The organism is Streptomyces sp. NPDC059009, assembly GCF_042740175.1.
Lineage (GTDB): Bacteria > Actinomycetota > Actinomycetes > Streptomycetales > Streptomycetaceae > Streptomyces.
The window spans coordinates 79,752-101,586 of the sequence record NZ_JBHYJB010000024.1 but is presented as its reverse complement, the minus strand read 5'-3'; the positions used below and the strand labels follow the sequence as shown (position 1 = coordinate 101,586).

Here is a 21,835-nt window from a genome sequence, read left to right as displayed (position 1 = left end):
CGCCGGAGAACGGCGTGGAGCAGGTGTTGCAGGCATGGCAGGTGGCGCAGCGCGGGGAGGGAGGGCTCGGTGACCGCAGCGACGACCGGCGTCTGGGGGCGCGCAGAACAGCAGGACTTCCGCAGCCGCGTCCGCGGCACTCTCCTCGGCGCGGCGATCGGCGACGCCTTCGGGTCGGCGGTCGACGCCCTCTCCCTGGCGGAGATCAGGTCGGCGCACGGCACGGAGGGCCTGACGGAACCGGCGGCCGCGCAGGGCCGCAGGGGCGCGGTGACGGCGGCGACGCAGCTGAGCCTGTTCACGGTGGACGGCCTGATACGGGCGCAGGTCCGCCGCGACACCGGTGCCTGGCACCCCCCGACCGACATCCACCGGGCGTACCGCCGCTGGGCCGCGACCCAGAGCGACTGGGGCCCCGACGAACGGCGCAAGGAGGACGGGTGGCTGGCGCGGGAGGAGTGGCTGTATTCGCGCAGGACTCCTGAGCGGGCCTGTCTGCTGGCGCTGGCGGACGAGGCGATGGGTTCGCTGGACGCTCCGAAGAACCCCGAGGAACGGGGCCCGGGCGCGGCGACCCGCTCCGCCCCCTTCGGCCTTCTGGTCGGCTGGGAGCCGCAGTTGGTGCTGCAGCTCGCGGTCGAGTGCGCGGTGCAGACGCACGGCCACGCGGGCGCGTACCTCACCGCCGGGGCGCACACGGTCCTGGTCCACGGCCTCGCCCGGGGCGAATCCCTGGACGGTGCGGTCCAGCGCACCCTCGCGCTCCTCGCGGCGCGGCCGGGCCACCAGGCGGTGACGGACGCGTTGCAGCATGCGCTGGGCGCGGTGCGGCAGGGGATGCCGACGGCTGCGCGGGTGGAGGAGCTGGCGGGGGAGGACGGGTCGGCGCCGGGGGCTCTGGCCGTGGCGGTGTACTGCGCGCTGGTGGGGGAGGACATCCGGCACGGTCTGCGCCTGGCGGTGAACCATGGCGGTGCCTCGTCCGCGACGGGTGCGCTGTGCGGTTCCCTCTTGGGTGCCCTTCACGGTGAGACGGCGCTTCCGCCTGCCTGGCTCAGCGAACTGGAGGGCCGGGCGACGATCCTTGAGCTGGCGGACGACTTCGCCATGGAGATGACCCAGGGCCCGGCCTTGCACGGCCCGGCGTCCTCGGCGCCGGGGTGGCTGTCGCGGTACCCGCGCGGCTGAGGGGGCGGGACTGGGGAAAAGCCCCGCAGGGCCCGCACCCGTACCGCCGCCTGACCCAGTGGAGTTGGTCGGAGCGGGGGAAAACGGGTGACCCCGGCGATTAGGGGCAAGCCCCGCGAAGCGGGTGACCTACCGTCGCCCCCATGAACGCACGACGCATCCTCACCGCCCCCCTCCTCGCCCTCACCCTCCTCGGCACCGCGGCCGCCACCGCGACCGCCGCCCCCGCCCACAACCCCTGGCCCAACTCCGGCCAGGGCCCCGCCGCGTCCTCCGTCCCCTTCGGCGCCCCCTTCAGCGCCGACCCCTTCTACGAGGACTTCTTCAGCAGGGCCAAGGCCCACCAGGACCGCGCCATCCCGTCCGCCCCGTCCGCCCCGGCCGCCGCCCCCCACTGCCCGCCGCCGGCGACCGGCAACGGCTCCAGCGGCGACAGCGACGCGCTCCTCGACTCCGACATCACGTCGAGCACATCGATCCTCTGAACCGGTTGATCTGAACCGGTTGATCTGAACCGGAGGGTCTGAACCGGTTGATCTGAACCGGAAACCAGGGGCAGGGCTTCACCCCTTGTCGGCCACGCCGTCCCGCGCACCCTGCGCGGGCACGGCGGCCGCCCCCGCAGCCCCGGGCAGCAACCCGCTCCCGTCCCCGTCCCCGTCCCCGTCCCCGTCCGTGTTGATCCGCTCGATGAGAGCGTCCCGCTCCGGAGTGTCCTCCGGCTTCACGTACCCGATCACCACGTACAGGACCAGCGACACCGCCAGCGGCACCGACACCTGGTACTGGAGCGGCACTCCGCCCTCCACGTTCCAGCTGATCGGGTAGTTGACCAGCCAGAAGGCCAGCAGACCCAGGGCCCAGCTGGTGAGCGCGGCGGTCGGGCCGCAGCGGCGGAACGGGCGCAGCAGGCCCAGCATCATCGGGATCGCGATCGGGCCCATCAGGCCCGCCACCCAGCGGATGACGACCGAGATGATGTCCTTGAACGTGGGCGAGTTGACCTGGGTGGCCACCGCCATCGACAGACCCAGGAAGATCACCGTGGTGAGCCGCGCCGCGAGCAGCCCGGCCCGTTCCGTCCAGGACCGCGCCGACTTGGCGAGGACCGGTGCCACGTCCCGCGTGAACACCGCGGCGATCGCGTTCGCGTCCGAGGAGCACATCGCCATCGTGTGGGAGAAGAAGCCGACGATGACCAGGCCCAACAGGCCGTGTGGCAGCAGGTTCTCGGTCATCAGGGCGTATGCGTCCGAGCCGTCCGGCTTCTCCGCGTCCACCAGCAGCGGTGACATCCACATGGGGAAGAAGAGGACCACCGGCCAGACCAGCCACAGCGCCGCGGACAGCTTCGCCGAGCGCGCCGCCTCCCGCGGGCTTGCCGTCGCCATGTAGCGCTGGGCCTGGTTGAGCATGCCGCCGTTGTACTCGAAGAGCTTGATGAAGAGGAAGGCGAGCAGGAAGACCGTGCCGTAGGGGCCCACCAGCGGCTTCGCGTGGCCGTCCAGTTCGGGGCGGTCCCAGACGCCGAAGAAGCCGCCGAAGTCACCGAGCTTGGCGACCACGGCAATGAACATGGCGATGCCCGCGAGGAGTTGGATGATGAACTGGCCCAGCTCCGTCAGCGCGTCCGCCCACAGGCCGCCGATCGTGCAGTAGATCGCGGTGATCACGCCCGTGATGAGGATGCCCTGGTTGAGGGAGACGCCGGTGAACACCGACAACAGGGTGGAGATCGCCGCCCACTTGGCGCCCACGTCCACGATCTTCAGAAGCATCCCGGACCAGGCGAGCGCCTGCTGTGTCGCGAGGTTGTAGCGGTTCTTCAGGTACTCCAGCGGGGAGGCCACGTGCAGGCGGGAGCGCAGCCGGTTGATCCGTGGGGCGAACAGCCGCGCGCCGATGGCGATGCCGAGCGCGATCGGGAACGACCAGGTGACGAAGGAGGTGACGCCGTAGGTGTAGGCGATGCCCGCGTAGCCCGTGAACATCACCGCGCTGTAGCCGGACATGTGGTGCGAGATGCCCGAGAGCCACCAGGGCATCTTGCCGCCCGCGGTGAAGAAGTCGCTGACGTTGTCGACGCGCTTGTGGGACCAGACGCCGATGGCGACCATCACGCCGAAGTAGCCGATGAGCACGGCCCAGTCGAGACCGTTCATGCGCCCTCCTTGGGGTCCGTCTTGTGAACCCAGCTGCTCCCAGCTGAACTCCCGTGAACTGGCTGCCAGTTCGCCGCGCAGCCCGGTGTCGGTCGCGAATCGCCCGCTCATCGTGGGTTGGGTCACAGGGCCCGGACAACCGCCCGACGAGTCAAGGGGGAGTAAAATCGTTCTACTTGGTGACCTCGGTTCAGATACGTGACCCTTCACGGGCCACAAAAAGGGCCGTACGGGACGGGTCCCGTACGGCCGTTGGGGGCGTGCTGTCCGCCTACCTCATCAACTCGCCCGCGTTCACCAGCAACGACTGCCCCGTGATCGCCCGCGCCCGGTCCGAGGCGAGGAACGCGCACGCGTCCGCCACGTCCCCGTCCGTGGCCAGCTCCGGCAGCGCCATCCGGTCCGTGAGCCGGGCCAGGACCTGGTCCTCCGGGACCCCCTCGGTGTGCGCCTGGAACTGCACGAAGGCTTCCACCGGCGGACCCCACATCCAGCCGGGCAGCACGGTGTTGACCCGGATGCGCTCGGGTCCGAGCTCGCGCGCCAGGGAGTACATGGCCGAGGTCAGCGCGCCCTTGGACGCCGCGTACGCCGCCTGGTGCACCTCGCTCGGCGCGGCCACCGACGACTGCGTGCCCACGATGACGACCGAGCCGCCGCGCTCCTTGAGGGCGGGCAGACAGGCGCGCGTCATCCGCAGCGTGCCGAGCAGATTGACGTCGAGCACGCCCTGCCAGGTGGCGAAGTCCGCGTCCGCGAGCCCGCCGAAGTAGCTGTCCCAGGCGGCCACATGGACCACCGCGTCGATCCGCCCGAACCGCTCCAGGGCCAGTGCGGCCAGCGCCTCGCACTGGTTCTCGTCGGTGATGTCCGTGCTCTTGTACGCGGTGCGGGTGCCGTCGGGGTCGATCTCGGCCGCCGACTTGGCGAGGTTGGCCTCGGTGCGCGCCCCGAGCACGGCGTTGCCCCCGTCGCGCACGACGGCGGCGGCCACCTCATGGCCGAGCCCGGTGCCGACTCCGGAGACGATCACGGTCTTGTCTGCGAGGAGCATGGGCGGCCCTCCGAAGTCGGTGGCGACGTCTGGCGGATTGTCTGACGGGGCGTCAGAGTATGGGCCACTGCCGGAAGAAGGAAGGGTGGAGGCATGAGTGAGGACACGCGCAGCGAGGTGTACGCCGAGCTGGCCGCCGTCGGCCCGTACGGGACGCATCCGGGCCATGCGCTGATCACCATGGTCGAGCCGCACCCGGGCCATGAGTACGCGTACAACCGCTGGTACGAGGACGACCACTACTACGCGGGCGCGATGGCGATGCCCTGGATGTACGCGGGGCGGCGCTGGGTCGCGACCAGGGAGCTCCAACTCCTGCGCTACCCGGAGCAGTCGGCGGTGGCCCAGCCGGTGACGGCCGGGTGCTACATCTCCACGTACTGGATCACGGACGGGCGCTACGACGACCACATGAAGTGGACCGTCGGCATCAACAAGCGGCTCAACCGGGACGGCCGTGTCTACCAGGACCGCACCCATGTCTTCACCTCCTTCCAGGACCATGCGGCGACGGTCTACCGGGACGGCGCGGCGGGCCCGCGCGACCTGCACGCGCTCGACCACCCCTACCGGGGGCTCGTCGTCCAGGTCATCGACGCCGAAGGGGCCTCGCAGCGCGCGGAGTTGGTGGATTGGCTGCGCTCCTCGCACCTGCCGAAGCGGCTCGCAGGGTCGCCGGCGGCGATGGTCGTCCTGTTCCGTCCGACGCCGCTGCCCGGGGACCGGATGACGTACGTGAAGCAGGTCGAGGGCGTCGACACCCGCCTCACGCTGCTGTGGTTCCTGGAGGAGGACCCGGGGGAGTGCTGGGAGCAGCACTTCACGGGGCTGGATGCGGCAGTGGCCGAAGGGGACCTGGGGACAGTGGAGTTGGTGGCGCCCTTCATCCCGACGGTGCCGGGCACCGATCGCTATGTGGACCGGCTGCGCTGACTTTCCGGGAAAGGCCGAGCCCCCTCGGCCGGGACGGCGGGCCAGTCGAGAGGGCTCTTTCGGTGGAGCGTATGCAGTTGTTGATCCGAGCTGATCGATCTTCGGGATATCGCCGGGATCTCGGTCATCACCGGAGGTCGGAGGCACCCCGGCTGACCTCGGTCACGAACGCGGTCCATGATGCGGCGGGGAAGGCGAGGACCGGGCCTTCGGTGACCTTGGAGTCACGGACGGAAATCGCCTCCACGATCGGGGACTTCACCTCGACGCATGCGCCATTTCCCGTGGAATACGAGGACTTGATCCACGCATGCGAAGTGCCCTGCTTGATTGCCATGTTTGCTCCGATTCGCGCAGTTGTTGATGAGTGGTGTCACCAGTTGTCACCGCATGAGTGCGGTATCCGCCAACGTTCTGTCCTGTTGGCGTGAATGACGCTACTCGCCAACATCGGCGCGTGAAGGGGTCGTTCACTCAACCGGATGGCATATTCCAGGGGGGTCTTCCGCCCCGACGCGGCGAAGGTGTACCGTGCGGCGCCTTCCCGCCCGGGGCGGCCCCATGCTCACAAAACGGACTCAGCGCGTGTAATCCTTGGCGATGTCGGCGATGAACTCGCGCGACTGGTCCACATTCAGGGCTTGTGCCCGCAAATGCTCGTACATCACGCTGTATTTCTGAACGTCGTTGGCCTTCTCCAGATACAGGTCACTGGTGACGCCCTCGATGTAGACGACGCTCGAATCGGAGGCGTCGGGGAACTCGAGGATCGCGTACTGGCCATTGAGGCCGGGATGGGCCCCCATGTGGAAGGGGATCACCTGCACGGTCACATGCGGGAGTTGGGACTGCTCGACGAGGTGCTCCAGCTGCTCGGCCATCAGCTGCGGCGTCCCCACCACGCGGCGCAGCGCGGCCTCGTCGAGGACGGTCCACAGGCGCAGCGGATTCTCCGGCGCCGCGATGCGCTCCTGGCGGCGCATGCGCACCTGGACGCGCTTCTCGATGTCGGTGGGGGTGGTCTCCGGGAGCGCGCCGGTGATCAGCGCCTCCGCGTACGGCCGGGTCTGCAGGAGTCCCGGCACGACCTGCGGGTCATAGACGCGCAGTGAGGCCGCGTCGGTCTCCAGTCCGATGTAGACGCTGTACGGGATGTCGCCGAAGGAGTGCCACCAGCCTTGCTGGCGCGAGTCCTTGGCCATCTGCATGAGCGAGTCGACGATGCGGTGGTCCTCGACCTCGTACACCGCGCACAGGTCGCGGACGTCGCGCTGGCTGATCGACCGACGCCCGTTCTCCAGGCGGCTGATCTTCGACTGCGAGACGAGGAGCTTCTCCGCCACCTCTTCCGCCGTCATGCCCTTGAGCTCTCGGAGCCGACGCAGCTCCTGGCCCAACCGGCGCCGCCTGACAGTGGGATTGACATTGGACGCCACGGGACGTGCACCTCCGGCTACGTGCCTCTACTTTGCGTATCTGCTGTTCAGCAGAGTGCCACCAAGGGGCTTCGTACCGCTGGAAAAATGCGTTTGTGCGGCCCGTGTTTGCGTTGGGGACAAACGGGATGGGGCGGCGGGGGGGGGGGCCCCGGGGGGCCCCGGCCCCGCGCGGCCCAGCGGCTCCCGAACCGGGTCTGGGGGACTGCGGTGCGGCGCTGGTGCATGGTGCTGCGGGTCGTGCGATGTGGTGCGGATGGTGCGTGTGGTGCAGGTGGTGCGTGAGCGGTGATGGTTGCTGCGGCGGTGCTGCAGCGGGTGAAGAGGTGGTGCCGGTGCGGCGGTTGCCGGGCCGCCGGGTCATCGCCGGACGACCGGTCGCCCGGTGTCCGTAACCCGTCGTCAGTGACCCGTCCTCCGTCGCCCGTCGCCCGTCGTCCGCTCAGTGGGCCACGGCGCGAGCCATGGCTCCGCGGCGCGACTGCAGCGGAACCTGGTCGACGCGACCGGGATCCGGAGCTGTCCGGTCCGCCTTGCGGCCGACCGGTCCGGCAGCGGCTGCCGGCGCCGGGCTGCGGCGTGGCTGAGCCGCCACACCGTTCTGAACGTCCATCACGGCGTGCGCCACGAGGCCGCCCATGGGGTCGTGCCTGATCAGATCGCGGAGCCGGGAGCGCGATGAACGCCCCTCGTTCCCCGGATACAGGTGCTTGCCGAGGCCGACCGCGTGGGCCAGTGCGGCGAGCGCCGCGGTCCGCGGGTCCGGTGGTACGCCGGTGCGGATCGCGCTGTCGAGCCGGGACCTGATCTCCCGGCTGATGGCCGTGTCCGTCGCTTGGTAGCGAGTCGTCGGCAGCACTCCGCACATCTGACCGGCGACGGCATGAACCATGCCGCACCGCTCGAGGTGCGAGAGATACGTCTGGCGCAGCCCCAGCCGGGGCCCGCCGATCCAGTGGACGGCCCGAACCGGGCTGCCGCGCCTGCGCAGCAGTTCCAGTGCGGAGTCCAGAGTCGGATCTCCGGTCGGCCGTGGCATCACCACGGCGATACGATCCCCGTCTGGGGCTATCCGTCCGGCCAGCGCCAGCTCTACTAGCTGTGCTCCGGCCAGACCCAGGTCGAGCGACTGCGGCTGCGCTGTGGTGCCCGTGGCCGGGTCCAAAGCGAGCAGCAGAAGCTCCTCCGGAATTGTTCTGCGGCTCCTGCCCATCCATGCCTCCCCGCGTGGATGAATGACAGGGTGACCCCTCTCACATTGGTCTGTCGAGAGTGCGTGACCGGTAAGTACGGGAACCAGTAGGTATGTCGTTCTCGTCTACCACGGGGGTTAAGCCCTCACACAGGACACTGGTACATGGTTCGGACAGCGCGTCCGTCCAAAAAAAACGGCGTTACGGCATATCGAGGAGGCATCGGTGGCGGGCGAGTCCCCCGACAGGTCGGAGCAGCGGAAGTCGTCGGGGACCCCGGCTGCGGACGAAGGCGCGAGCCAGGCCCCGCGTGACCCGAGGCTCGCGGTGACCCGCGAGGACCAGGCGACTGCGGTGTTCTCGACGAAGGACGTGGCGCGAACGGGAAACGGTTCCGCACCGAAGCCGGAGCCGGAGCCGGAGACGGAGCCGGAGGCGGGGTCGGCGCCGGCCGGGGAGAGCGGCGACGCGCGCCTGCGGGCGGCGGTGGCGGCGTGGGTCGCCACCACGGACGACGAGACGTCCCCGGAGGACGCCCCGCCCGCGGAGGCGCCGCAGGAGCCTTCGTCGGCTTCCCCGGCGGACGCCGACGCCGCTGCCGGGTCGCACTCGGAGGGCGACCCGGCGGACGAGACCGGCGCCCGGGCCGGGGCCGCACCGGCTTCGACGCCCGGCTCCGGTGCGCGGGGCGGGGACCTCTCGGATGCCGGGCCGCGGTCGCAGGACGCCGCCGACTCCTCGGCGGACGCCGGGTCGGACGGCGCGGCTGCCGGTTCCTCGGACAGCTCCGATGCCGGGTCGGTGTCGGGTTCCGAGCCGGAGCCGGAGCCGGAGCCGGAGCCGGAGCCGGAGCCGGGGCCGGGGTCCGGTGCGCGCCCGGAAGCTGCCGCTGGAGCGGGACTTGGCGCCGCTGACGCGTTCGGCTCCGCGTCTGGCTCCGCGTCCACGTCCGGCTCGGACTCGGAGTCCGGGTCTGGCTCGGAGTCCGGGTCCGCGCCTGAGTCCGACTCCGGCTCCGTGCCGGAGGCCGAGTCCGGTGCTCGCGCCGAGAGCGAGCCTGCGTCGACGTCCGCCGCCGGGGACGCGTCCGCGCTCGGTGCGACTGCCCCGGGCGAGGCCGCCTCGAAGTCCGACACGGACACCGAGACGGACACCGAGACGGACACCGACACGGACACCGACTCCGGAGTCCAGGACGCTGCCGGCCCCTCGGCGAGCGCCGGCGCGAAGCCCGGGTCCGCCTCCGGAGCCAAGGCCGACGCCGAGCCCGAGGACGCCCCCGGCCCCGGCCCCGACGCCAAGTCCGACTCCGAGGCGAAGCCCGAGCCCGAGGCCAAGTCGGACGCCAAGCCGGACGCCAAGCCGGACGCCGAGTCCGACGCCGAGTCCGACGCCAAGCCCCCCGTCGACCAGGCCACCGCCGTCTTCAAGACCATGCGGCGGACCGAAGTCGATCAGCCGACGACCATGCTCAAGCTCGGGGACCAGAAGCCCGAGGCGGGCGCCGGGAAGGCGGTCGAGAGCGAGGCCGAGCGGACCAGCAAGTTCGTTGCGCTGAAGCCGCTGGACGAGCCCGAGCGCCGGCCTCAGGGGCAGCCCGCGGGGCAGCCGCAGAGTCCCTCCTCCGAGAGCCAGCCCAAGGCCCCGTCGGAGCCGGCGGCGGCACCGGGGCAGCCGAAGTCCGGGGCCGGAGCCGGAGCCGGGGCGCAGGCCGAGTCCAAGGCGCCCGCGCCCGAGCACGGCGTCCCCGACACCCCCGAGCGCACCCGCCAGCAGCCCCTCCCGCCCAAGCCCCCGATCGACCTGCTCGCCGAGCTGACCAACACGCCGCCGCCGCCCGAGACGCGGGTCCGCACCGCCGTGCGGCGCGTCAAGATCTGGACGCCGCTCGTGCTGCTCCTGGCGATCGTGTTTGCAGTCGTACAGGCCGTGCGGCCGCTGCCCGACCCCTCGCTCGCGCTGACCGCGCAGGAGTCCGTGTCGTTCGACGGGAGCAAGCCCTCCATCCCGTGGCCCACCCAGGGCCAGGCCGCGATGGACGTGAACGGCATCGGGTCCTTCGGTACGTCGGGCACGCAGAAGCCCGTGCCGATCGCCAGTATCGCCAAGGTCATGACCGTGTACGTGATCCTGCGTGACCACCCCATCAAGCCTGGGACCAAGGGCGCCACGCTCACCGTCGACGAGAAGGCTGAGGCGCACTACAAGTCCGGCAAGGCCGACAACGAGTCCGTCGTCGATGTGAAGGCGGGCGAGAAGATGAGCGAGTACGAGGCGATCCAGGCGGTGATGTTGCCGTCCGCGAACAACATCGCGCGGATGCTGGCCCGTTGGGACTCGGGCGGTGACGAGAAGGCGTTCGTCAAGAAGATGAACGACACCGCCAAGGAACTCGGCATGAAGAACACGACCTACACCGACCCCAGCGGGCTCGACAAGACCACCGTGTCGACCGCCGAGGACCTGGTGAAGCTGGGCCGCGCCGCCATGGACGTCCCGGTGTTCAAGGAGATCGCCGCCCAGCCCAACTACAAGCCGAGCAACGGCCGCGGCGACCCGGCCCGCAACGACGGCAAGTGGGGCAACTTCAACGGCCTCGTCCCGACCGTCGCGGTCGGCATCAAGACCGGCACCACCACCGCGGCGGGCGGCAACCTCCTGTTCGCCTCCAAGGTGAAGGTCGGCGGCAAGGACGGCAAGGAGCAGCTGATCATCGGCGCCGCCCTCGGCCAGTACGGCAAGAACGGCGTCGCCAACATCGACGAGGTCACCAAGGTCAGCCGCGAGCTGATGAAGGCGGGCGGGGACGCTCTCACCGCGAAGACCGTCGTGAAGAAGGGCGATGTCGTCGGGAATGTGGATGACGGGCTCGGGGGGACCACCCCTGTCGTCGCCACCAAGGACGTCTCCGCCGTCGGCTGGCCCGGACTCACCGTGAAGCTCCAGCTCGACACGGAGAAGGGCAAGACCATCCCGCACTCGGCGAAGGCGGGCACCAAGGTCGGCGTCCTGCGCATCGGCGACGGCAGCAAGGCCGGCGCCGTCGAGGTCCCCGTCGCACTCCAGCAGGACCTCAGCGAGCCCGGCTTCGGGGCGAAGCTGACCCGGATCAGCTGAGCAAGCCCGTGAACCCGCAGGGGGAGGCCGCTCCGGGCCTCCCCCTGCGGCGTGCGTGCTAGCGTCACAAGTTCGGGGAACAGCACGAGCGGGACAGTACGAGCGGGACAGCACCACGCGGCTGGGGACGCGATCAGAGATCCGGGACCAGGGATCCGGGACCAGGGATCCGGACCAGGGACCACGCGACCCGCAGGACCAGCACAGAACAACACGGGGAAAGAGAGCCTTCAGTGGCCACCGCGGAGCCGACGCGCGCAGACGATGCCGGGACCACGAGCACCGGATCGCGAATACGGCTGCCCGCCCAGCGCCGTACCGGTCCGGCCACCCGCTCCGGCGACCCGGACTCCCGCTTCCGCGCCCTGCTGCGCCACCCCGTCACCATCTCGGTCCTCACGGCCGCCGCGCTGCACCTGATCTGGTCCTTCACCTTCGCGAGCAGCGGCGGTGACCTCGCCGCGCAGGACGCCTGGGCCGAGTTCGTGGGCCGCCACCCCGACTCCGCGTACAACCTCGCCTGGTACGGCGGGATGCACCCGGTCTCGTACAGCGTGGTCTCGCCGTATCTGATGTCGGTGCTCGGCGTGCGCACCACGATGATGATCGCCGGGACCGTCTCGGCGGGCCTGCTCGCGATGATCCTGATCCGCAGCCGGGCCGTGAAGAACCCCCTGGCCTGCTCGCTCGCGGGCGTCTTCGCGCTGATCTGCAACGCCATCTCGGGCCGCGTCACCTTCGGCCTCGGCCAGATGTTCGCGCTCATGGCGGTCGCCGCCGTCTTCTGCTGGCCCTACCGCTGGCGCTACAAGCGGTGGGCCAAGGCCCTGGTCGCCGCGCCGTTCGCGGCGCTCGCCACGATGGGCTCGCCCGTCGCCGGGCTCTTCGTCGGCCTCGTCGCCGTCGCCCTGTTCCTCAGCAAGCGCTACCCCGGCGCGTACGCCCTCGGCATCGCGCCCGCGATCGTGGTGGGCCTGTCCGCCTGGCTGTTCCCGTTCTCCGGCACCCAGCCGATGATGTTCTGGTCGACGCTGCTGCCGCTGACGTACGCGATCCTGACCGTCGTCCTGGTGCCGAAGCACTGGAAGACCGTGCGGATCACCGCGGCCGTGTACGGCGTCTTCGTCGTCGGCGTCTGGGTGATCAACTCGCAGATCGGCTCCAACATCACGCGGCTCGCGATGTCCTTCGGGGGCGTCGCGATGCTCGCCGCGCTGCCGTTCCTGGTGCCGAAGTCCCGCAAGTGGTACGCGGCGGTGATCGCCTTCGTCGGCTTCACCGTGTGGCTCGGCATCAAGACCGGCGACGACATCGTGCACGCCCGGCCCGACGCCGCCTGGACCCGCGAGCTGGCGCCGCTGGTGAACGAGTTGCAGGAGGTCGGCACCGACAAGGGCCGGGTCGAGGTCGTGCCCGCGCGCAGCCACCGCGAGGCGTCCGCCCTCGCCCCGTACGTGATGCTGGCCCGCGGCTGGAACCGCCAGGCCGACATGGAGCGCAACCCGCTCTTCTACGACGACACCCTCAACACCGCGAACTACCACGCGTGGCTGCAGCGCTGGGCCATCCACTACGTGGTCCTGCCCAAGGGCGAGCCCGACGGCGACGGCGGCAAGCGCGAGGCGAAGCTGATCAGCGACGGCCTGCCGTACCTGGAGCAGGTCTGGGTCGACGACAACTGGCAGCTCTACAAGGTCAAGGACCCCACCCCGCTCGCCGACCCGCCCGCCACCATGGAGCGCACCGACCAGGACCGCATGCGGATCAAGGTCGACAAGCCGGGCAAGGTCCTGCTGCGCGTCCCGTACTCGCCGTGGCTGAGCATCGTCGACGAGCACGGCAAGGGCGTCGCGCGCCCCAAGGAGACGGACGAGTCCAAGAAGCGGGACCACGACGTCTACAAGAAGGAGTTCGACAACCCCAACGGCTGCCTGGTGGAGGCGGCCGAGGACTCCGACGGCGACAAGTGGACCGAGCTGGTCGCCCCGAAGCCGGGGGTCTACCAGCTGGGGGCGCCGTACCAGCTGCCGCGGGGCACGCCGTGTCCGGAGGAGCTGGCGAAGTAGCCCGCCGCCTCGTCGGCTCCCCGGTCAGTCGGCCGGGGACTCGCAGATCTCCTTCGCCAGGATGTGGGCCGGGGCCTTCTTGCGCTCCTCGTCGCGCACCTGGTCCAGCTGGTCCAGGAGCGGCGTCAGGTTCTTGGCCGTGGGATCGCCGAAGTAGCTGAGCACCGCCCGGTGGAAGGCGTCCCGGACCCGGGGCGGCATCACGTCCGAGGCGTCGAAGCAGAGCGTCTTCGCCTGCCGGGTGAGGATCCTGGTGATCGCGGCGCCCTCCCGGTCCTCGGGCTGCGGGTCGGAGCGGGCCGGGAAGAACGGCGCGAGGCCGGGCTGGGCCGCCTCCCGCCACTCCTTGCGGGCCGCGGGCGAGGACAGCCGGTCGACGAGTTCCCTGGCCTCCCGCCGGTCGGTGAAGACCGCGGCCATGTCCCCCGACACCTCGAAGGTGTCGGCCCCGGCGCCGCCCCCGATGAAGGCGGCCGACGGCTGGACCCGCACCTGGTCGCCCACGTACACATGGCGGATGAAGGCGCTCTGGTGCTCGTGCGTGCAGCCCTTGAGCGAGTTCAGCAGTCCGCGTTCGTCGCGGCCCTTGTACGGCATGCCCAGCGGGCCCGTGGGGTCGTACGTCCCGTGGCCGTCCTCGAGCATCCGGCCCCACTTCTCCCAGGCGCCCCGGATCCCGGTCCACGGCAGCTCGCCCGCGGCCCACCGCTTGTACACGTCCCGGCCGTACAGGTGCAGCACGATGTCCTCGATCCAGTCGGTGCCGGGCCAGCCCGAGGTGGCCTCGGACGCCATGCCCACGCACCAGCGCGGGTCCGTCGCCGACGTGCCCTTCTTGCTCCACACCAGGCTCTTCACATCGACCTTGAGGGGCACCCAGTACGTGGAGCGCGCGCGGTTCACCACCAGCTTCGGCACCCAGGGCGCGAAGGCCCGGGACGCGGCCGTGCCGTCCAGGGGCTTCAGCCGGTTGTCGGCCGCGTACTCGGAGAGCTCGCCGATGCTGTTGAGGACCGCGACGTCCGGCGGGTCGCCCGCCTCCAGCTTCGCGATGAGGGTCTCGCGCAGGGAGCGGGTGCCCTCGTACTCGTACGTGACGCTGTCGTCCTCCGCGTCGAGGCGCGCGAGGACCGCGCGGAACGCCTTGCCCTCGGCGTCCGTCCACGGCCCGAGGACGACGACCTTCCGTGGCGCGGGCGCAGCGCAGCCGCCCGCGCCGAGGGCGGTGACCGCGAGCAGACAGCAGACGAGGGCCGCGCGCAGCAGACGGCTCATGTGGCGACTCCTGGGCGGGAGATGAGGACGTACTCGCGGCGGTAGACGTACAGCGCGGCGCCGGTGAGGGCCGCGCTCAGCAGCCCGGCCGGGGCCACCCAGGGCGCGACCCCGTCGAGCGCGGAGAGGCGGCCGTCGGCCAGGTCATGGGCCGCGGTGGCGTCGAGTGCGGAGATCACCGGCGCCTCGGGCTTCTTGAACGGGTGCTGCTCGGCGAGGGTCTCCTGCTCCGGCCCGGCGTCCTCGGCGAGGGCGGTGGCCACGTCCGTGACCTGCCCCTGTGCCCGTTGCACGTACACCGCGTCGACGGCGAGCACCGGCACGGCCAGGAGCAGCAGCAGGCTCACCCACAGCGGCCAGCTGATGAGGTGCAGCCGGTGGCGCACGAAGGTCTGGGCGCGCCACAGGCCGACGGCGAGCAGCACGAAGGCGACGGCGGAGACGGCCAGGGCGGCGAGCACGAGGGCGCCCGGTCCCGCCCGGTCCCCGAGGCGGGCGCGCAGGGACGTCTCCAGAGCCGTGATCCGGTCCACCACGGTGGTGTTCTCGGAGGCGGCGGGCGGCGGATAGCACGGCAGCAGATGGTCCCTGGAGCCGACGTGCCCGACGGCCTTGCCCGTGCCGTTCCTGCCCGTGCCGTTCTTGGGGGGCTCCTTCGTGCACAGGATGCTGCGCGCGTACCCGAGACCGGCCTGCCGCAGGGCGTCCACGTCGGCGTTCAGCTGCGCGTAGCTGATCCAGTTCGCGTAGTCGACGACGAGCCCCGAGACGACGTCGAGCTCCTGGCGCTCCGAGGTGGTGAGGGCGTCGCTGCGGGCCGCCTGGTTGAGCTTCTGCGTGGTCCGCGTGATGCGGGTCCGGTATCCGTCGCTCATCCCGCTGAGCTTCACCGCCCCCTCGATGGAGAGGCTCTTCTCCGCCTCCTGGTCGGCGATCCGCAGGGACACCCGGGCGTCGGCGAGCGCGACGAGGGCGGGCTTGTACTCGTCCCGGATGTACGCGGAGTCCCCGCGCACGTCCGCGTACGCGAAGCCGAAGGTGCTGAACGCGACCACGGTGAGCAGGGGCAGCGCGACGAGGCGGTCACGGAGGTAGGAGCTGCTGCGCGGCGGGGGCTGGCCGGGGCGGCCGCCGGCGGGCGGCGGCCAGGCGTAGCGCAGCACCCGCCGCCCCACGTCGCGGGCGACGAGGCCGGCCATGTGGGCGTGCCGACGCCATGTGCGGCGCGGTGTGCGGCCCCGCTCGCTCACCGCTCCGCCCCGCCCGGCAGCACCGTCGTGCTCGCGTGGATCCGCGCCGCCTCCACGTCGAACCGGGCGATCCGGTCGAGGAGTTCGACCTCGCCGCGGTCGGGGTCGACGACCCGGACCAGCTTGCGCAGATGGTCCTGCATCGTCGTGTCGCCGGTCGTGGCGGCCAGCTTCCAGGCGGTGGCGAGGAGGGTGCGGGCCTCTTCGCGGCGGCCGCTCTTCAGCTCGGCGCAGGCCCGTTCGTACGTGTCGTGGAGCTCCTCCTCGTGCTGGTAGTGGGCGACCCTCGGGTCCAGCCTGCTGTAGAGGTCCGCCTCGTCGGACCAGCGCATCAACACGGCTTTGCCCAGGGGGAGTTGAATGTCGGGGGACGGGGGATCCACGTCGACCTCCACCTCCGTCAGGAGCAGCTCCTTGTCGCGCTGGTCCTTCTCGTACGGGGCGCTGACGCACAGCAGGTAGTCGCGGGTCTCGTCGCCCCAGGGCGCCGTGTCGTACTCCTCGACGGGGCCGCCCCGGCCCGACTCCTCGTCGGAGCGGTCGACGTGGGCGGGGCGGAGCCGGGTGCGGGTCGGGTGCACCTGCTCGAAGTAGTGCAGACGGACGCCCTTGCGGTGGTAGAGGCGCAGGCGGAGCCCGGTCAGATCGCGCTCGGCGGCGCGCTGGGCGAGTGCGGCCAGCTCGGCGGGGAGCTGGGCGAGGTCCGCGACGGCGCGGGCGCGGCCGCCCAACCGGCCGGTGATCAGGAGGAGTTCCTCGGTCTCCCAGTCGTCGCCGATGCCGACGGCGTCGCACGTGAAGCGGCCCGCGCACCGCTCGACGCGGGCCGTGAGCTCCTCCCGGGACTCGTACGCGGGCAGGTTCTTGCCGTCGGTGAGGAGCAGCGCGTGCCGGGCCCGGGCGGTGCCGGGCCCCGCCGTGTCCCCCTCGGCCCCCTGGAAGAGGCGGCGGGCCCGCTCCAGCCATGTGCCCATCGCCGTGCCGCCGCCCGGCGTGCAGCCGTGCAGCGCGGCCTCCGCCTCCGCGCGGGTCACGGCGTCCGCGACGGCCAGCGCCGGGCGCCTCGGGTAGATCATGTCGGAGTCCTTGCGCCCGGCGACGAGCGCGAACTGGGCGCCGTCCGGGAGCCGGGCGAGCGCGCCCACCGCGGCCTCGCGGGCGGCGGCGAGGCGGCTCGGCGGGATCACCATCGACGAGGAGTGGTCGATGAGGAGGACCTCGGCGAGCGGCGGGCGTCCGGCGCCGCCCGGCGGCTCCACAGGGTCCGGGTCCGCCTGCCGGACGGGCGCCGCCGCCCGTGCGTTCTTGCGCACCGTCACCGTGATCACCGCGTACATGCACGGCGGATCGTCCGTGAACGGCGCCTGTGGGCGCGGCAGTTCGTGGACCTGGCTCACTTCGAGGGTGATGGCGGCTCCGGGCGCGCGGGCGCCGTCGTCCGGGTCCACCACGTGCTGATTCTCTCGGTCCATCGAGTGCCCCCGTGGTATCGGTGGTGCCGGAGCGCGTACGGCCTGGTCACATAGGCGCGGTCCAGGATGAGCGCGGCGACCGGGCCGCCGTCCGGCGCGTCCGTGCGCGCCGCCTGGTGGGCGAGCCGCTGGTAGAGCTGTGCCAGATCCTTGCGCAAGTCACGCGGCCCGTACGGGAATTGGATGCGCGGGTCCGCCTCATGGGCGACCCGCTCCAGCTCCCGCGGGGTCATCGCCTCCGCGCCGACGAGCCGGTGCGCGGCGCCCCAGACCTCCGCCTTCATGCGCACCCTGGCCGGCTCGTCGGTGAGGCCGTGCGCGTAGCAGAGCCGGGAGAGCCGGCGCAGCGCCTCGGCCAGGTCCTCGGCGGTGCGCGCGTGGTCGGTCCACACCCGCAGCGCGGCGGTGCGCGCCGGGGTGCGGTGCGGGGAGTGCTGCGGGACGGCGTCGAGCGCCTCCATCGCGTACGCGAGCGCCTCGGGCCCGCCGAGGGCGAGCCGGGCCCGCACGGCGCCGAACGCGGCGCTGCCCAGGGAGGGGTTGCGCAGCCGCACCGCCTCGTAGAACGTCAGCGCCTGGCGTCCGCGCCCGCCGTGCTCGGCGCAGTAGCCGAGGGCCAGCTTGGGCGCGTACTCGCCGGGGATCGCGCTGTAGACCCGGTCGAAGTGGTTGCGGGCCGCGCCGATCTGGCCGCCCGCGAGGGCGAGCAGGCCGTGGTGCCAGTCGAGGCGCCAGTCGTGCGGGGCGTCGCGGGGGCCGATGGCGGCCGCGGCGCGGGTGAGCTCCCGTGCGGCGCTCTCCAGGCGGGCGGCGTCGTCCCCGTCCGGACGGCCGATCGTGCGCAGCCGCAGCCGGCAGCGGAGCAGATGGATCTCGGCGGAGTCCCGCCACTCGCTGACGTGCTGGAGCAGCGCCTCGGGCGCATCGTCCTTGAGCCGGCTGAGCTCGCCGTGGTGCGGGTCGTCGGGGGAGGGGCGGGGGACGGGGAGCTGCTGGGCGATGCGGAGGGGGGTGGGCGGGGGGTAGTTGGAGGGCGGGGTCTGCGGCGGCTGTGGCGTCTGCGGAGTCGGCGGGGTCTGCGGAGCCTGCGGCGGCTGTGGCGTCTGCGGTGTGCGCGGCCTCTCCGGTGCCTCTGTCGTCTGCGGTGCGCGCTGCTGTTCCGGTGCCTGTGGCCGCCCTGCCGCCTTCGGCTGCTCCTGTGGCTGCGACGCGTGCGTCCTGGGCTCCCGCGCCTCGGGCGTCGGTGCCTCGGGCGTCGGTGCCTCGGGCCGGGTGGCCGTGGTCCCGGTGGCCGTGGACCCGGTGGCCGCGGGCCCGACGGCCGTCGGCGGGACCGCCCAGTGGCTCGGGTGCGGTGCGTCCCCGAGGCCGCCGTCCAGGGCGTGTGCGGAGAGCAGGAACAGCGGCGACGGCTCGAAGGTCTCCTCGCCGGTCCGCAGCGACCGCAACTCCCGGAAGACTCCCCGCAGTTGCTCCTCCATCTCCTGGGCCGTGGCGAACCGGTCGGCGGGCTTCGACTCCGTGGCCCGGTACAGCGCCCGGGCGAGGGAGACCAGGCCGAGCCCGCCCGGGGGCTCGGACATGGCGCGGGGCGCCGCCACGGAGGGGGTTCCGTCCGGGCCGAGGGTGCCGAGGCGGCGCAGCCGGGCGCGGTCCTCCGGTTCGTTGTCGATGCCGATGCCGCTCAGGCTGCGCAGCGTCATGCCGAGGCTGAACAGGTCGTCCCGGCTGGTGGATTCGCCGTGCGCGCCGACCGTCGGGGCGTGGTAGCCGGGGGTGATCTCGCCGGGCGCGCCGGACTCGCGGACGCTCGCCACGTCGATGAGCTTGGTGCTGGCGCCGTCGTGCATCACGTTCGTCGGCTTGAGGTCCCCGTACACCTTGCCGCGCCCGGGGGCGTGCAGATGGCGCAGCCCGGCCAGGACGCGGATGCCGTAGCCGAGGACGAACTCGTGGTAGCGCGCCCTGTCGAACTCCTCCGGGTGCCGCGCCGCCCGGGCCCGCACCTCCTCGAGGTTGAGCCCGTCCGCGTACTGGAGGACGAGGAAGTCCCCGACGTCCGGGTGGTGGCCGTAGTTGTGGACCCGGATGAACGCGTCGTGGTTGAGCTCGACGAGGGCCCTGCGCTCCCGCTCCAGGGTGTGGCGGGCGGCGGTGCCGGCGATGTCGTCGTCGCGGCGCAGCAGGATCTTGATGGCGACCTCGCGCCCGCCGACCTTGGTGTCGAGCGCGAGGAAGACCTCCCCGAGCCCGCCGTAGCCGAGCGGCTTCACCAGCCGGTACTGGCCCGCGAGCAGCTCTCCCGGCGGCAGCGGGAGCCGCGCGGCGCGCCCCGGGTCGGCGGCGGCCGGGTCGGCGTCGGCGTCCGTGCGGCGCGGCAGGGTGATCTCGGGCAGGGTGGTGGGCTCGGGGTTCTCGGGCGGGGTGCGCACCAGGGCGGTGGTGAACTTCGGTGAGGAGGCGCGTGGTGGGGGCCCGATGCCGGACAGGCGGGTCCGAGGGAGCCGGGTCCGGGTGTACGGGTCCCGGGGCGCGGCCCGGGGGGCCGTGCCGGCGCCCCCGTGGTCGGGCGGCGGCGAGGAGGCGGGCGGCACGACGGAGGGCGGGGTGCGCGGGGCGACCACGGAGGAGTGCCGCTGCGTCGCGGCGTCCACGGGCTCGCCGGTGAGGCGGCAGTAGCCGGTGGGGCTGAGGGTGCCCCGGCAGCCGGGGTGCGGACAGGGCTTCACGACTCCCCTCCTTCTACGGGGCCTTCGGCTTCTTCTCCTTCTACGGAGCCGTCGGCTTCTTCTGCTTCTCCTTCTACGGAGCCTTCGGCTCCTTCTTCGTCAGGCCCGTCGTGCTCGCCCACGACCCTCCGTACGACACGCGCGTACGCCGCCACGGCCCGCTCCGCGTCGGGCAGCGGACACGGCCCCGCCATCAGCAGGTGCTGGGCCTCCGCGAACGCGTCGACGGCGCCCGGGTGTTCGGCGAGCCCGTGCGCGGCCAGGCGGGCCTGGTGGTCGGCGAGCAGGGCACGCAGCCGCAGATGCTCGTCGAGGACGCCCTGGAGCGCGCGCTCGGCCCGCTCGGCGCGCAACAGGTAGGTCTCCACGGCCTGTTCGGCGTACGACAGCTTCTCCAGGAATATCGGCCCGCTCTGCTCCCTGCCCTGTCCGCGCTGCTCCCGCAGCTCGTCGGTGAGCTGCACCGTCCACACGGCGCCGCGGGCCGCGTAGTCGGTGGCCCGGGGCGGGTCGACGACGCGCCGCTCCACGCGCCGGAACAGCCCGCGGGCCCGCCGCTCGGTGGCCGCGAGCGCGGCGACCCGGTCCCCGATCCGCTCCAGCCAGGCGTCGGCGCGGTCCGCGGGCAGCAGGTGCTCCGCCATCGCGTACGGGAATCCGTGCTTGCTGTCGCGCACCACGAGCAGCAACCGGGCGCCCGCGTCGGCCAGTTCGCGCAGGACGTGCACGGCGGCGGCCGGGTCGGTGGCGGACCGGTCGGCGCCGAGCACGGCGACGGCGGGCCGTCGCGAGCCCGCGTGCCGCAGCATGTGCCGCAGCACGGCGAGGGCCTCGCGGGTCTCGCCCTGCTCGGGCCGGTCGAGGGCGACGCCCTCCACGTCGAGGACGAGGTTGATGCTGCCGACGCGGGGGGCGAGCCCCGCGCGGGAGAGGAGCGGCGCACCGGAGCCGCCGCCCTCGTGGTTCACCGTGCCGTTGCCGAGGGGGAGTTGGGGCGACTGCTCGTACGCGGCGAGGTTCAGGACGACGTCCAGGGCCTGGCGGGCGCGGGCGTCGTCCTCGGCGATGAACAGCACCTCGGTGTCCCAGGCGCGCGCCTGCCCGGCGGGGGCCGCGTCCGGGCCCTCCAGCCAGCGGTTGACGGTGCGCTGGAGCCCGTGCGGCCGGGCGGCGCGGGCGGCGTCCGCCGAGACGACGCGCGGCCCCGGGATGGCGTGCGGCCCGGTCACGTACTGCTCCGCGAACCGGCTGAAGTACTTCGAGACGGTCGCCGCCGGGATCATGTACCCGCGCCCGCCGCTCTCGTCGGCCTGGACGACGATGCCGAGCACCCGGTCCGTGCCGTCCTCCAGGACCCCGGCCCCGCTGAACCCTTCGCGCAGCCCCCGCTCCGCCGCGTGCGGCCCGGTCAGGTCGATCTGCACCCGCTCGTCCCCCGCCCCGCCGGGCCCGCGGCAGGCCCCGGTCAGCCACTGCCCGCCGGACTCGAACTCCGGGAATCCGTCGATGAGTACGGAGGTGTCGCGGTAGTCGAGGGTGCGGTGCAGGGTGACGGGCGAGGTGATGGGCGCGGCGGTGTCGAGGGCGAGCAGCGCCAGGTCGCCCTGCGCCCGGCCGAACGGGGGCAGCCAGTGCCCGGGCACCACGGTCGCGGTGCGCTGCGGGGTGCGGGGCAGCCCCTGCAGGAGCGGGAAGTCGACCTGCACCCGCTCGGGTGCGCGGCCGGTGCCGGGGTCGAGGACGACGTGCGCACAGGTGAGCACCCGGTCGCTGCCCAGCAGCACCCCGGCGCCGAGCACCTCACCGCCCCCCGAGGGCCCCCACTCCCGCAGCCTGACCCGCCAACTCCGGTGGTCCACCGGCGAGTTCCTCATGCTTCCTCAGAATAGGTGCGGGGCGGGGGTATGACGCCTGGGTTGCGTGAGGAGACGGTGACCCGGCGTGTCGCCGGCCGTCGGGC

General features: G+C 72.4%; 15 protein-coding genes. 5 read left to right on the top strand and 10 right to left on the bottom strand.

Translation table 11 applies throughout. From position 1 onward, the window contains the following. Positions 1-69: 69 nt before the first annotated feature. Positions 70-1,188, top strand: coding sequence for an ADP-ribosylglycohydrolase family protein (locus ACFWYM_RS23800; protein ID WP_384840609.1), 1,119 nt, complete (start codon positions 70-72; stop codon positions 1,186-1,188). A gap of 143 nt (positions 1,189-1,331) precedes the next feature. Next, entirely contained in the window at positions 1,332-1,673 is a 342-nt protein-coding gene (locus tag ACFWYM_RS23795) for a hypothetical protein (protein ID WP_384840607.1), read from the top strand. Positions 1,674-1,751: 78 nt separating this feature from the next. On the opposite strand, the gene ACFWYM_RS23790 is transcribed toward ACFWYM_RS23795, so the two are convergent. Both ACFWYM_RS23790 and ACFWYM_RS23785 read right to left on the bottom strand, forming a co-directional pair. Further along, positions 1,752-3,350, bottom strand: coding sequence for a sodium:solute symporter family protein (locus tag ACFWYM_RS23790; RefSeq protein ID WP_384840604.1), 1,599 nt, complete (start codon positions 3,348-3,350; stop codon positions 1,752-1,754). Between the two features lie 271 nt (positions 3,351-3,621). Beyond that, entirely contained in the window at positions 3,622-4,404 is a 783-nt protein-coding gene (locus ACFWYM_RS23785; protein ID WP_384840601.1) for an SDR family oxidoreductase, read from the bottom strand. 93 nt (positions 4,405-4,497) lie between these two features. On the opposite strand from ACFWYM_RS23785, the gene ACFWYM_RS23780 reads away from it, so the two are divergent. Further along, entirely contained in the window at positions 4,498-5,337 is an 840-nt protein-coding gene (locus tag ACFWYM_RS23780; RefSeq protein ID WP_384840599.1) for a hypothetical protein, read from the top strand. A gap of 127 nt (positions 5,338-5,464) precedes the next feature. Here ACFWYM_RS23780 and ACFWYM_RS23775 read toward each other — a convergent pair whose 3' ends face one another. From ACFWYM_RS23775 to ACFWYM_RS23765, 3 genes are all read right to left on the bottom strand, one after another. Next, positions 5,465-5,674, bottom strand: a complete 210-nt coding sequence (locus ACFWYM_RS23775; RefSeq protein ID WP_384840596.1) for a DUF397 domain-containing protein — start codon at positions 5,672-5,674, stop codon at positions 5,465-5,467. Between the two features lie 241 nt (positions 5,675-5,915). After that, a complete protein-coding gene (locus ACFWYM_RS23770) occupies positions 5,916-6,773 on the bottom strand; it encodes a helix-turn-helix domain-containing protein (RefSeq protein ID WP_384840593.1) in 858 nt (285 codons plus the stop codon). 442 nt (positions 6,774-7,215) lie between these two features. Beyond that, positions 7,216-7,986 (bottom strand): GPP34 family phosphoprotein, encoded by a 771-nt coding sequence (locus ACFWYM_RS23765; protein ID WP_384840590.1) that lies wholly within the window; start codon positions 7,984-7,986, stop codon positions 7,216-7,218. A 205-nt stretch (positions 7,987-8,191) separates the two neighbouring features. Between ACFWYM_RS23765 and ACFWYM_RS23760 the strand changes: the two genes are divergently transcribed. Together ACFWYM_RS23760 and ACFWYM_RS23755 are read left to right on the top strand one after the other, a co-directional pair. Next, positions 8,192-11,083 (top strand): D-alanyl-D-alanine carboxypeptidase, encoded by a 2,892-nt coding sequence (locus tag ACFWYM_RS23760; protein WP_384840587.1) that lies wholly within the window; start codon positions 8,192-8,194, stop codon positions 11,081-11,083. A 233-nt stretch (positions 11,084-11,316) separates the two neighbouring features. Further along, a complete protein-coding gene (locus ACFWYM_RS23755) occupies positions 11,317-13,149 on the top strand; it encodes an MFS transporter (protein ID WP_384840585.1) in 1,833 nt (610 codons plus the stop codon). Between the two features lie 24 nt (positions 13,150-13,173). Here the strand turns inward: ACFWYM_RS23755 and ACFWYM_RS23750 are convergent, their stop codons facing one another. The 5 genes from ACFWYM_RS23750 to ACFWYM_RS23730 are packed head-to-tail and all read right to left on the bottom strand — an operon-like array spanning position 13,174 to position 21,749. Continuing rightward, positions 13,174-14,424 carry an extracellular solute-binding protein gene (locus ACFWYM_RS23750; protein ID WP_384840582.1) on the bottom strand — a complete coding sequence of 417 codons (1,251 nt, stop codon included), beginning with the start codon at positions 14,422-14,424 and terminating at the stop codon, positions 13,174-13,176. Next, positions 14,421-15,623, bottom strand: a complete 1,203-nt coding sequence (locus ACFWYM_RS23745; RefSeq protein WP_384840580.1) for a hypothetical protein — start codon at positions 15,621-15,623, stop codon at positions 14,421-14,423. The genes ACFWYM_RS23750 and ACFWYM_RS23745 overlap by 4 nt, the downstream gene beginning before the upstream one ends. A gap of 47 nt (positions 15,624-15,670) precedes the next feature. Then, positions 15,671-17,146 carry a VWA domain-containing protein gene (locus ACFWYM_RS23740; protein ID WP_384840577.1) on the bottom strand — a complete coding sequence of 492 codons (1,476 nt, stop codon included), beginning with the start codon at positions 17,144-17,146 and terminating at the stop codon, positions 15,671-15,673. Next, complete coding sequence (locus ACFWYM_RS23735; protein ID WP_384840574.1) at positions 17,068-19,875, bottom strand: tetratricopeptide repeat protein; 2,808 nt, start codon at positions 19,873-19,875, stop codon at positions 17,068-17,070. Before ACFWYM_RS23735 ends, ACFWYM_RS23740 begins: the two co-directional genes overlap by 79 nt. Beyond that, positions 19,872-21,749, bottom strand: a complete 1,878-nt coding sequence (locus ACFWYM_RS23730; protein WP_384840571.1) for a trypsin-like peptidase domain-containing protein — start codon at positions 21,747-21,749, stop codon at positions 19,872-19,874. The genes ACFWYM_RS23735 and ACFWYM_RS23730 overlap by 4 nt, the downstream gene beginning before the upstream one ends. Positions 21,750-21,835 lie beyond the last annotated feature (86 nt).

Bases quoted from the DNA above. Each gene is read 5' to 3' on its own strand.
- ACFWYM_RS23750 (WP_384840582.1), bottom strand. From the start codon at position 14,424: ATGAGCCGTCTGCTGCGCGCGGCCCTCGTCTGCTGTCTGCTCGCGGTC.
- ACFWYM_RS23785 (WP_384840601.1), bottom strand. From the start codon at position 4,404: ATGCTCCTCGCAGACAAGACCGTGATCGTCTCCGGAGTCGGCACCGGG.
- ACFWYM_RS23745 (WP_384840580.1), bottom strand. From the start codon at position 15,623: ATGGCCGGCCTCGTCGCCCGCGACGTGGGGCGGCGGGTGCTGCGCTAC.
- ACFWYM_RS23780 (WP_384840599.1), top strand. From the start codon at position 4,498: ATGAGTGAGGACACGCGCAGCGAGGTGTACGCCGAGCTGGCCGCCGTC.
- ACFWYM_RS23795 (WP_384840607.1), top strand. From the start codon at position 1,332: ATGAACGCACGACGCATCCTCACCGCCCCCCTCCTCGCCCTCACCCTC.
- ACFWYM_RS23730 (WP_384840571.1), bottom strand. From the start codon at position 21,749: ATGAGGAACTCGCCGGTGGACCACCGGAGTTGGCGGGTCAGGCTGCGG.
- ACFWYM_RS23775 (WP_384840596.1), bottom strand. From the start codon at position 5,674: ATGGCAATCAAGCAGGGCACTTCGCATGCGTGGATCAAGTCCTCGTAT.
- ACFWYM_RS23740 (WP_384840577.1), bottom strand. From the start codon at position 17,146: ATGGACCGAGAGAATCAGCACGTGGTGGACCCGGACGACGGCGCCCGC.
- ACFWYM_RS23765 (WP_384840590.1), bottom strand. From the start codon at position 7,986: ATGGGCAGGAGCCGCAGAACAATTCCGGAGGAGCTTCTGCTGCTCGCT.
- ACFWYM_RS23790 (WP_384840604.1), bottom strand. From the start codon at position 3,350: ATGAACGGTCTCGACTGGGCCGTGCTCATCGGCTACTTCGGCGTGATG.